Origin of the sequence: Plebeiibacterium sediminum (assembly GCF_026013605.1) — a bacterium.
Lineage (GTDB): Bacteria > Bacteroidota > Bacteroidia > Bacteroidales > Marinilabiliaceae > Saccharicrinis > Saccharicrinis sediminus.
Window position 1 is genome coordinate 294,560 of sequence record NZ_JAPDPJ010000001.1, and the last position, 12,405, is coordinate 306,964.

General features: G+C 32.1%; 10 protein-coding genes. 8 read left to right on the forward strand and 2 right to left on the reverse strand.

The window, feature by feature from the left end; genetic code table 11:
- The first annotated feature begins 336 nt into the window (after positions 1-336).
- The 4 genes from OM075_RS01235 to OM075_RS01250 all read left to right on the forward strand — a co-directional run bounded on the left by OM075_RS01235 (position 337) and on the right by OM075_RS01250 (position 5,486).
- On the forward strand, positions 337-861 hold the full coding sequence (locus tag OM075_RS01235) for a chemotaxis protein CheW (protein WP_301188636.1): 525 nt from the start codon (positions 337-339) through the stop codon (positions 859-861).
- 11 nt (positions 862-872) lie between these two features.
- Complete coding sequence (locus tag OM075_RS01240) at positions 873-2,921, forward strand: methyl-accepting chemotaxis protein (RefSeq protein ID WP_301188637.1); 2,049 nt, start codon at positions 873-875, stop codon at positions 2,919-2,921.
- Positions 2,922-3,033: 112 nt separating this feature from the next.
- Positions 3,034-5,052 carry a chemotaxis protein CheA gene (locus OM075_RS01245; RefSeq protein ID WP_301188638.1) on the forward strand — a complete coding sequence of 673 codons (2,019 nt, stop codon included), beginning with the start codon at positions 3,034-3,036 and terminating at the stop codon, positions 5,050-5,052.
- A 53-nt stretch (positions 5,053-5,105) separates the two neighbouring features.
- Complete coding sequence (locus OM075_RS01250; protein ID WP_301188639.1) at positions 5,106-5,486, forward strand: hypothetical protein; 381 nt, start codon at positions 5,106-5,108, stop codon at positions 5,484-5,486.
- A gap of 101 nt (positions 5,487-5,587) precedes the next feature.
- Here the strand turns inward: OM075_RS01250 and mgtE are convergent, their stop codons facing one another.
- A complete protein-coding gene (gene mgtE / locus OM075_RS01255) occupies positions 5,588-6,952 on the reverse strand; it encodes a magnesium transporter (RefSeq protein WP_301188640.1) in 1,365 nt (454 codons plus the stop codon).
- A gap of 51 nt (positions 6,953-7,003) precedes the next feature.
- Positions 7,004-7,780: a 16S rRNA (adenine(1518)-N(6)/adenine(1519)-N(6))-dimethyltransferase RsmA gene (gene rsmA, locus OM075_RS01260; protein WP_301188641.1), complete on the reverse strand. Its 777-nt coding sequence runs from the start codon at positions 7,778-7,780 to the stop codon at positions 7,004-7,006.
- 212 nt (positions 7,781-7,992) lie between these two features.
- Between rsmA and OM075_RS01265 the strand changes: the two genes are divergently transcribed.
- The 4 genes from OM075_RS01265 (at position 7,993) to OM075_RS01280 (ending at position 12,364) form a co-directional block, all read left to right on the forward strand.
- Entirely contained in the window at positions 7,993-8,976 is a 984-nt protein-coding gene (locus tag OM075_RS01265; RefSeq protein WP_301188642.1) for a lysylphosphatidylglycerol synthase transmembrane domain-containing protein, read from the forward strand.
- A complete protein-coding gene (locus OM075_RS01270; protein WP_301188643.1) occupies positions 8,976-9,911 on the forward strand; it encodes a lysylphosphatidylglycerol synthase domain-containing protein in 936 nt (311 codons plus the stop codon). The genes OM075_RS01265 and OM075_RS01270 overlap by 1 nt, the downstream gene beginning before the upstream one ends.
- 121 nt (positions 9,912-10,032) lie before the next feature.
- The gene (locus tag OM075_RS01275) at positions 10,033-11,157 is read left to right on the forward strand and encodes an SPOR domain-containing protein (protein WP_301188644.1); all 1,125 of its coding nucleotides are present in this window, start codon (positions 10,033-10,035) and stop codon (positions 11,155-11,157) included.
- 76 nt (positions 11,158-11,233) lie between these two features.
- A complete protein-coding gene (locus OM075_RS01280) occupies positions 11,234-12,364 on the forward strand; it encodes a glycosyltransferase (RefSeq protein ID WP_301188645.1) in 1,131 nt (376 codons plus the stop codon).
- Positions 12,365-12,405: the final 41 nt, after the last annotated feature.

Here is a 12,405-nt window from a genome sequence, read left to right on the forward strand (position 1 = left end):
ATTTGTTTCTATCTCTAAAGTTCTAAACTTTAAAAAGGAGCTTTTTCCAAAGACACCAACCCTAAAGTAGTACTAAAAACCAACCCTTTATTCAACTACTCATTTTTACTTATCATTTTAAAAACCCCATAATTATTGATATTTATCTTATACTTCAGACATTCCATACAGCATAGAGTTATTGTACTAATAAAATGCACTTTTGAAATTACAGTAATTTTGTATCATATGCAACCCATCTTTATATATAAATAAACGGTCCTTATACATCTGTGTAGAAAAATATACAACATGTACTTTTGATTTCATTCACAATGAATTATCAAATATCGAATTATGGATACTAAATCAAAAGAATCATACTTACTATTTCGTCTTCATGATGAATTGTTTGCAGTAAGTGTTCACAAAGTTTTAGAGATTATTGAAACTGGAGAAGAACACAGCATAACTAACCTTCCCAAAGCACCTGAATCAATATCTGGTGTTGTTAATTTTAGAGGAAATGTGATTCCTGTTGTTAATACTCGCTTAAAGTTTGATTTAGAAGATTATAATGAAGGAGAAAAATTTGTTGTTATAGTCTTGAGTTTAAACATCAATAATCAAGAACAAATTATAGGTGCTCAATCTGATAAAGTGGTTGATGTAATCGAAATAGTAGATGAAGAGATTAAACCTGTACCGGATGTGAGCCAAAGTTATAATTCGGACTACATACAAGGGGTTATTCACAGAAACGGCAAATTCATTATGTTACTTAATCTGGAAGATGTAATGGCTACTCAGGAAATCATTGAATTAAAAAAATTATCCTCTGAAGTCAAAGAAAATATAGAAACAGAAACACAACCCTCCTAAAACAATATATTATGAAATGGAATGATTTAAAACTTAGTAAAAAGTTTGGAATTGCTTTTGGTGCCATAATTATAGTTATGATACTAACTGCTACATGGGGACTTTTAGGTATTAGCGAAATATTAACTGATGCAGAAGAAGTTATTGATGGAAACAAATTAAGAGCAGAACTCGAAACCAAATATGTGGATCATTTACTATGGGTTAATGATGTAAACAGATTATTAACAGATGAAAAAGTAACTGAACTAAATGTACAAACCGATCACCATAAATGTGCATTTGGTAAATGGTATTATGGAGAGGGAAGAAAAGAAGCTGAAAATCTAGCTCCAGCTCTAAAACCTCTATTCGAAAAAATTGCTGATCCACATGAAAAACTACATCAGTCAGCTATTAAAATAAACGATGTCTTTACTCAGATTGATTATAAGATAGCAGTAAAACTTAAACAAGCAGAATACGATCACAGTAAATGGTTAAGTGAAGTAAAAGATGCGGTATATATTTCATCTAAAAACTCGATAAATGTTATTAAAGATCCATCCTTATGCAACTTTGGGAAATGGTTAAAATCTGATGAAGTACTCAAACTAAAAGCTGATCACCCTGAGACAAATTCCTATTTTTCTGAAATTGAAAAAGCTCACGACGAATTACATCTTAGTGTTCATGATATAGAAAACTACCTGCAAAATGATAGCAGAGCTGCAGCTAAACGGTATTTTTCAAATAACCTTAGTATCAAAGCCCAGGCTATTCAAACTAAATTGGGAGCACTAACTCAATGGGTTGAAAATGAATATCAAGGCATGGCAAAAGCCAACCAAATTTTTCAGGGAGAAACAATGGTTCACTTACATGATGTAGGTAATCTTTTTGACGAAATCATCAAAACATCTGGAGATCATATCTTAACAGACGAAGTTATGATTGAAGAAGCGCAAAAAACTCGAGCTGGTGTTATCACCTTCATCATCATTGCAGCACTTTTAGCTATAGGTTTATCTGTATTTATTACCAGAAGCCTTTTAACTCCAATCAACAAATCGGTAAATTTTGCCAACCAGGTTGCAAAAGGAGATTTAACAACCAATCTTGAAGTAAACCAAAAAGATGAGATTGGTAATCTGGCTTTATCTCTGAAGCAAATGGTCAACAGATTAAAAGATATTATTGGTGATATTAAGAGTGGTGCTGATAATATAGCAGGAGCCAGTCAACAACTTAGTTCAGGAGCACAACAGATTTCATCAGGTGTTAGCGAACAAGCGGCAGCGGCGGAGGAAGTTTCTTCATCAATGGAAGAAATGGCTGCCAATATTCAGCAAAACACTGAAAATGCAATCAAAACCATGGATATTTCAGGAAAGTCTTCAAACTCTGCTGAACAGGTAGCTGTAGCTTCAGAAGATAGCATGCGTGCTGTTAGAGATATTTTTGCAAAAATTAATGTGGTAGTTGAGATAGCAGAAAAAACCGACCTATTAGCCATAAATGCTGCTGTAGAAGCGGCAAGAGCTGGTGACCAGGGACGAGGTTTTGCTGTTGTAGCTGCTGAAGTTAGAAAACTAGCTGAAAGAAGTCAGATTGCAGCAAGTGAAATTGTTGCTCTTGCAGAAACAGGACTTAAAATGACTGAAGAATCTAATCAGATGCTAAAATCAATTGTTCCAGATATTCAAGAAACTTCGAGATTGGTTGAAGAAATTGCCTCTGCTAGCAGAGAACAGGAATCCGGTGTCAATCAAGTAAACATGGCCATTCAACAATTAAGCCAGGTCACACAACAAAATGCATCATCATCAGAAGAAATGGCAAGTAGTTCAGAAGAAATGGCAGCTCAGGCTGCAGACCTTGAAAACATTACAAGGTTCTTCAACATAGATAACTCAAACCATAATTCTTGGAGAAAAAAGACAACAACATTCAACAAATCAATGGTACCAACAAATGGTAACCATAATGGTAATGGATCAAGCAAAGACCAAAGCAGTGTTATCCCTAATATTAGCTTTGAAAACTTTGAATCTGACCTTACAGGTTACGAAGCAATGTAATGATTATATAACTATTTTTTCCACAAACACTATTACTTAGTTTTCCTTTCAGAGAGATGTTTAACGAAGCATCTCTCTGTTAATACAACAATAAAGCTTAAAGAATCCAGGTATGAGCGTAAATGATATATCAAAATTTAAAACTCTTTTTATAGAAGAAGCTACAACTTTGCTAAACTCTATGGAAAGTATTATTCTTCAACTTGAAGAAAATCCTAAAAACATGGATTTAATTCAGGAGGTTTTCAGAGTAATGCACACCATTAAAGGTGTAAGTGGAATGTATGGTTATACAGCAATGAGTGAATTAACTCATAATGCAGAAAACATTTACGATCTTATCAGAAATGACTCTATTGAACTTACTCAGGAAATTTTAGATCAAACCTTAATTATAGTGGATCAACTGTTTGCCCTTATTAAAGATGAGCATTTTGAGAAAAAAGAAAACCAACAAAAACAAACTGAACTACATAATTGGTGTAATCAAATAATCATAAACAATAAAAACAGGACAAAAAAAGTTCAGCTAAAAAAATTAGTTCGTGAAGATAGTCTGGTTACTTACAATGTAATTTTTCATACCCACCAAAGTATTATAGACAGACGAATAAATGTATTTTACACGATAAAAGACCTTGCCGAAATTGGTGAAATTAAATCGATAAATGCGCTCCCTGTTGATGGTGAGGATGAAGAACGTTGGAGCATTTTTGTGGTTGGTAATTTTACTCAGTTGGACATTGAGGATGCCTTAATGTTTGTATTTGAATATTGTATTATTCGAAAAGTAGCAGACTTTGATGTGTTTAATACAGAGGAGATGGCCAAAATACAAAAAGAACTACTTCTGGAAGAAGAAACACATTTATCCACAACAAATAATGAAAAGTCAGATAGTAATAATAAACCCAAAGTTAAAACAGAAACAAAACTAAATAATACAGAATCAATGATTGCCTCAATCAGGCAAAATATGAACCGCATATCTGTTGATTCTGAAAAATTAGATTATTTAATGTATCTGGTTAGCGAATTCATAACCACCTCCTCACAACTAAATTTATCCAGCAAAGAAAAGGGATTTGAATCAATCAGGCCACAAATAGAAAAACTCGACCGTCTTTCTAAGCAATTCAGAAACAATGCATTGGAGATACGATTAATCCCAATTAGAGATATGGTTCCTAAATTTAACAGGTTGGTTAGAGATATTTCTAATAGCCTTGGAAAAGAAATTGAATTTGCTACTGAAGGCATGGAAACAGAACTTGATAAGAGCTCTATAGACCTAGTTGCTGAGCCATTGGTACATATGCTAAGGAATGCATTAGATCATGGAATAGAACTACCTGAAGACAGAATTGCAGCAGGAAAAGATGCCAAAGGAACAATTAAACTAAAAGCATACAATTCAGGAAACAATATTTTTATTGAAATATCTGATGATGGAAAAGGTTTAAATCGCGAATCAATTATTAAAAAGGCAATTTCAAAAGGCCTGATTAATAAAGGTGATAATTTATCCGATAAAGACATTTATAAATTAATATGTGAACCGGGTTTTTCTACTGCTTCAGAAGTTACAGCTATCTCAGGAAGAGGTGTTGGAATGGATGTAGTTAAACAAAAAATAGCCGAAATGCGCGGTGAACTTGAAATAACAAGTATAATAGGTAAAGGAACTACATTTACAATTAAACTTCAGCAATCTATTGCAATTTTAGATACCCTTTTGGTTCGTTCTGGTAAAATGAAATTCTTATTACCTTTATCAGATGTTGAAATTTGTGCTCAAATGCATTATGAAAACGTTGAAAAAAGGCTAAAACATGCCACAGTTGACTTCGAAGAAGAACTCATTCCTTTTGTCTCGTTAAGAAATTTATTTGATATAAATGGGGACCAAAATAAAATGGCAAAAATGATTATGATTAAGAAAAACAATAACAAGTTTGCCATATTTGCTGATGAAATTCTTGGCCAGCATCAGGCGGTTTTAAAACCAATGGGTGAATTGGTTAAAAGCCATGAAGAAATTTCTGCAGCAAGTGTGTTAGGTAACGGTGAAGTAGCCTTTTTATTAGATACGAATTCTATTAATCAAAATTTATACTCAAAAGCAATATAAAATACATAACATTTAAGTAACTTTTTGCGTATTAAAAGTAAAAAACGTTTCTTATGCAAGGATCCTTTGATTTTAACATGATTAATGAATCAAAAGAAACAGGTAGTTCTGTAGACTTCTTTATTTATAGAATCCCGGATGATTCTATTCAGCTTTCATTAAATATGAAGCAATTGTTGGGTTTAAGTTGTACCGAAACCTGCTACCTATCTAATATTAAGTCATTAATAATTGGAATAGATGTTCCTGTATTTATTAATCATTTTGAAAAGTGGTTAAGTGGTGATACATCTCAAATAATTCAAATAAAGCTGGTTGATTCAAAAAATCAGGTAAGAACGCTTCAAATGAAGGGGCATATCCGATATGATGAAAATCAAAACATTCAAACCATTTATGGTGCATTTTTTGATATTAGCTACCTCGGCAATTAACACAAACACTGATGTGCGTTCCACATGGAACGCATCATTTTAATTGCAACCACTTATTCAGATATTCTTACCTCGCTAAATACTATTTCTACATTAACCCCCTACAAGAAAATAGAATAGCAGAATGTTCCTATTGTAAAATAAATCAACATCCCCAATATATCATTCAAGGTAGTTACAAAGGGACCTGTAGCTACTGCAGGATCGATATTTATTCGCTTTAAGGCCAATGGAATAAACGTTCCAAATAATGAAGCAATTAATATTACGGAGAACATTGCTATAGAAACTGTATATGTTAATGCCTGATCAGAGCCTTTTATGAGATTATACCCAAATATAACCGATGATAAAACAGCTGCGTTCACAACGCCTACTGCCAATTCCTTTAATAACTTTCCTGAGGTTGAATCCAATCCACTATTTCCTGAAGCCAAAGATTGTACGATAATCGCAGAAGATTGCATCCCAGTATTTCCACCCATCGCAGCAATTAAACCCATAAAAAATGAAATTTGTGGATTTAACCCAATCAATCCTTCATACTGACTTACTACCATTGATGATAAAATACCTCCCATCAAACCAATAAAAAGCCATGGCATACGTGCTTTGGTATGACTCCATACATTATCTGAAGATTCAACATCATCGGTAATACCGGAAGCTAACTGATAATCCTTTTCTGCCTCTTCACGAATAACATCTACAACATCATCAATTGTAATTCGTCCAAGTAGTCTGCCAATACTATCTACAACCGGCAATGCTACAAGGTCATATCTTTCCATAATAGCACTAACCTCTTCTGCAGGTACATTAGCATTAACAGCGATCACATTCTCATTGTAAATATCTTTAACTGTACGTGTTGTGGGACTAAGAAGTAATCTTTTTAGAGATAAGGTACCTTTTAATATTCCATCATTATCAACAACATATACATAATAAACCTCATCAAGTTCCTCTCCCTGACGACGCATACTGCGTAAACAAATGGTTACATTCCAGGATTCTTTTACCTTAATGAGCTCTTTACCCATTAAACCACCCGCAGTATCTTCGTCATAATTAAGCAAATCAGCAATATCACCCGCCGATTTCACATCCTCCATGTGAGAAAGTACCTCTTGCTGACGATCTTCTTCCATTTCACCAAGAACATCAGCCGCATCATCCGATTCCATTTTATCAATGTATCGTTTCGCAATCACTTCACTAGGTAAGGCACTTAACAAACGTCTTCGCTCATCCTCATCTAATTCCGTAATAACATCAGCCGCAGTCTCATCATCAGCAATCAAGTACAAATACTTGGCTTCTTCAAGATCAAGTTCCCGGTATAAATCAGCAATATCAGCAGGATGCAGATCCTGAATATCTTCAAGTATCCGGATTTCATCCTTAATTTCAATTTTTTGCTTTATGTGGTCAACAAATTCACGCGTTAGTTTGAATTCTGCCATAATTGCTAATATTTTTTTAAGAATATGGTATTCTTATATTTTTTCTAAATGCTACAAATTACTTTCAATAAACTTCGTCAGTTCAACAAATTCACTCACAGAAAGTTGTTCCGGACGTTTAGAGAATAATGAACATTCACTTAATGTATCTCGATTAAAAGGAATTGCTTTAAGAGAATTACTTAGTGTTTTTCTTCTTTGATTAAAACCAGCTTTTACAACACGAAAAAACAACTTCTCATCGCAATCTAACTTTTCTACATCATTACGAATTAGCCTAATAACACCAGATTTTACTTTAGGCGGTGGATTAAAAACATGTTCAGGAACTGTAAATAAATATTCAACAGTATAATATGCTTGCAAAAACACACTCAAAATTCCGTATACTTTACTTCCCGGAGGTGAAGCTAATCTTTCTGCAACTTCTTTTTGAAGCATCCCCACAACCTGTGGAATTTTTTCTTTATAATCCAATACTTTAAAAAATATCTGACTTGAGATATTATATGGAAAATTGCCAATGATATTAAAACTACTATCACTGATAGTATTCAGATCCATCTTTAAAAAATCTCCTGAGATAATCTTCCCTTTCAACATAGGAAAATGTTCATTAAGATAATCTACAGATTCTGTATCCAACTCAACAAGCTCAACATCTAAACCTTCTTTTTCAACAAGATATTTTGTTAGTACTCCCATTCCTGGTCCTATTTCAAGTACCTTTGTTTTTAAGTCTGTAAGACTATCCACAATATTTTGAGCTATTTTTTCATCTGTTAGAAAGTGTTGGCCCAGGTGTTTTTTTGCTTTTACGTTTTTCATTGGCATAATTTTAGCAGTAGCCGACAATCAATATTTTAAACTGATATATTAAAATATATTTTAATTATTTTTAACATATCATTGTCGTGTTTTTGCACAAACAAATAATCTTTTATAAAATTGCACTCGCTAATCCTGCGGCAAAGGTAAAATATTATTACTAAAAATTCTTAGATTAAATTTTTAGGCGAATACAAATCAAAGGCAGTCCATTGAAAAAAAATATTATTAATGTCATAAAGTTTCTAATCTATCTTTCCATTGGTGGATTTTTGATGTGGTATGTGTATCGTAATTACGACATGCATCAAATACAAGAAACTCTAAAAACCGGCGTAAATTATTGGTGGATTCTTTTATCAATGGTTGCAGGACTTGCAAGCCACTTTAGCAGAACCCTAAGATGGCAAATGTTAATTGAACCCATTGAAAAAAAAACCAGATTATCGAACACATTTTTTGCTGTAATGGTAGGTTACTTTGCCAACTTATTAATTCCTAGAATGGGTGAAATTTCAAGATGTGGTGTTTTAAGTCGATATGAAAAGATTTCTGTTACCAGGCTCATTGGAACAGTTGTAGTAGAAAGACTTATAGATGTAATTATGTTGTTTTTGTGCTTACTCTTAGTATTAGCTATTCAGTTTAATATTGTGAGTGATTTCTTAGTTAAGAATACTGATTTAACAAAGTTTTCAAATATTTTTACTTCTGTTTGGACGTATGCATTTATCGCTTCATTAATACTTTTATTCAGAATATTCAAAAAACGTTTTGCCAGAACATCCCCTTACATGAAACTTAAAGGATTATGGAGCAAATTTGCTGAAGGTTTCTTTGCGGTCAGAAACCTTAAAAATAAAACGTTATTTATTTTCCATACGCTGTTCATATGGTGCATGTACTTTTTAATGATATACGTTTGTTTTTTTGGTTTTGAATTTACATCTCAACTTTCGCCATTGGCTGGTTTTGCTGCTTTTGTATTAGGAAGTTTAGGTATGGTTGCACCTGTACAGGGCGGAATGGGCCCCTGGCATTTTATGGTTATTGCTACATTACAAATGTATGGTGTATCTCAAAACGAAGGAGCAGCATTTGCATTGGTAGTTTGGAGTGCTTTAAATGCAATGATCGTTATTACAGGCATTATTTCTTTAATTTTTCTACCTATTATTAATCGTAAAATGGCCTGATGCGCTATTTAAAAATTAAGCAAAAAATTATAGGGATATTAATTCTGGTATCTTCGTATGCATATATTGTATACAGACTGTCAAATATTAATATCAATCTATCTTTAGTAAATATCAACGCAACAAAAGGTTTCTATATATTGATATTTATAATTCTGGCGTTTTTAAATATTCTCACGGAATCAGTAAAATGGAAGATACTTCTTTCCGGAATCATAAATGTAAAATTGCCTGATTGTATCCGTATGGTTTTTGCTGGCTTTTCTTCTGGTATTTTTACTCCTGCCAAAATTGGAGAACCCTATGGAAGAATTATCCCACTTCCCAGAAAGTTATGGAGTAAGGGTACTGCCTTAAATTATTTTGGAGGCTTCCTTCAAAATATAGTTATATTTCTCACCGGATCTATATTCACTTATTTCGCAGTTAATAACAACAATTTCCAATATGCTATATTATTAAAATACACCATAGTTTTATTAGTAGTATCCGTTACAATATTCTATTTATTATTTGTATTCAGGGTTAGGATAAGTACTTATATTTCACAATATAGAATTTTAAATAGTGTAACAAAATCCTTTGGAGAATTAAGATATATCAAACCTAAAAAGTATATTAATCTATTTGTGTTAAGCTTGACCAGATATTTTACTTATTGTACGCAACTCATCTTATTACTATACATTTGTTCAGATTCCCAATTTACCATAAGTACATTAATTATTGTACCAATATATTTTATGTGCATTACAGTTATCCCATCCTTTTTATTGGCTGACTTAGGAGTAAGAAATTCTGTTGCATTATTCCTATTCTCTATTAATTTTCCTAACGAAACTTCTATTATACTAGCTGTAAGTATGTTATGGATTACAAACCAGGTAATCCCTGCAATAATTGGATCCTATTTTATTATAAAAAAGGATCAATAACCCCTTATCTTCACTATCTTATTATCAAACTTTTAAACAATATTATTTCAAATCATTAAAAACTCATTATCTTTAGTACGCCTTTTTCCATTTTATTAACCTAAAACAGAACTCAAAAACAATGGAAAAATATATATCAGAACTCATTAAAGAAAATAACAGAGTAATTATTCCCAACTTTGGAGCTTTCATTATATCCAAAGAAAATGGGTTAAGTATCCTCTTTAATAACTTTTTAAGTTTTAACGATGGACTATTAGTTAACTATATTGCTGAGCAAAAGGGAATAGACACCATTGTTGCGACAGACCAGGTATTTAACTATGTGGACAACTTAAAAAAAGAATTAGATGAGAAGGGTATTTACTCCATTGATAAACTGGGGGTATTCAAAAAAGATGAAAATGGCATTTTAAGATTTCAGCAGGCTAGTGATTTTGCTGAAGAGCTTAATAGCGAAGAGTTAACAAAAAAAGAACCTTCAGAATTTGTTAACGAAGATACCGTTGAAGTCAAAAAGGAAACTGTATTACTGGATATAGACGACGACTCTGAAATTACTGATGCTCCTGAAGAAGAAAAAATCAAAGAAGATACTTCTGTGGAAAAAGTTGAAGAAAAGGAGCCTGTATTTACAATTGATAAAGAGGAGGAAAAGCTAATAAAAGAGGAAAAAGTTCCTGTAAGTGTAACTACACCTCCAATTCCAAAAGAGCAACCAAAAGTTAAACCTGCTACTCCAAAAGAAAAAGTAGTAAATAAATATGCTCAAAAAACCATAAAAGAGAAGAAACGTAAAGACATCATTACATTTGTTGTAATAGCTTTACTTGTAATTTTATGTATCGCTGTATACTTTGTATTTTTCAATAATTCAAAAAAGGTAAAGGTAAAAACAACACCTATAAAAGTTGAAAAACCAATAAAACAAGAGCCTGTAGTAATTGATTCAGCTAAAGTAGTTAAGGAAGAACCTGTAGAACAAATAGAAACACCAGTACAACCAGAGATATCAAAAAGTAAGGATTTCTATATTATTGTAGGTAGTTTTAAAAAGCAGGAAAATGCTGAAAACTACGTTAATAAATTAAAAGATTTAGGGTTCACAAACGCTGAAATCATCCCCAAAGGAAATATGTTTTTAGTCAGTGCGGATTCTGATGCATCATATAGAGTTATTGAAGCTCGTCAGCAAGAAATTCTTGAGAAGGATCGATTAGAAAGCTGGCTTTATAAAATTCAATAAAGATTTCTATAAATAATATATCATTATTAATAAGGGGATTACGTGATGTTATCCCCTTTACTTTGTTTATGCTTTTATGCTTGAATTAGTTCTAGTCCCTTTTATTCTTGTGGTTTTTACAATCTACTTATTCATAATAAACCAATTCCACAAAGGGTTTAAACAAATAAAGACTTTTAAAATTCAGAAAAATAGTCAATATGAAAGTATAAGTTGCATTATTCCATTTAGAAATGAGCAAGAAAATATTGCTAAACTGGTTAAAGGCTTAATACATCAAACACTTCCTTGTAATTTTTTTGAAATTATTTTTATTGACGATTACAGTACAGATAACTCATATCACGAGTTACAAAAGCTTATAGAAGACATTAGCAATTTTCGTGTTATTAAAAACATTCAACCAGGAAAAAAGAATGCGATTAAACTTGGTGTTGAATCAGCCCTAAACCCATATATCATAACTACTGATGCAGATTGTACTCATAATAAAAACTGGCTTACTACAATTAGTCAATTTATCCATGAAAACAAACCTGATCTTGTAATTGCTCCTGTAACATTACAACCCATCAAAAATTTCTTCGAACAATTCCAGGATATTGATTTTTTGAGTCTCATTACATCAGGAGCTGGAGCTACAGGAATTAATAAACCAATTATGTGCAATGGCGCTAACCTTATATTCAGCAAACAATTATATAAAAATGCCTCAGCTCAAATAATAAATAATTATGCTTCTGGTGATGATATCTTCTTACTTCAATATGCAAAATCCATTCATGCCAAAATTCAATTTTTAAAAAACAGAGAAGCTATTGTATATACAGAGCCTGTTCATACTATGAAATCTTTTTTATTTCAAAGAGTAAGGTGGGCATCGAAAAGCAAAGGTTATTCAGATAAATTTACACTTATTGTTGCATGGATCGTATTTGTAACAAACACACTAAGTGCATTTTTACCCATCTTATTATTATTATCAAAGGAGGTCTTTTTTGTTGGCTTTCTTTTCTTCTTATTAAAATCTACAATTGACTATAGAATATTAAAATCAGGGGCTAATTTTATGCAAAAACCTCTAAGAACTATCACCTTTATTATGTCACAGCTTATTTATCCTTTTTACATTGTATTTACTGTCTTTTATGCCGCCTTTGGTAATGTAAAATGGAAAGACAGAAATATTATCATTAATAAAAATTAATCCAGTATTAAAGTAGTCTTAATAATTACATGATATTAAAA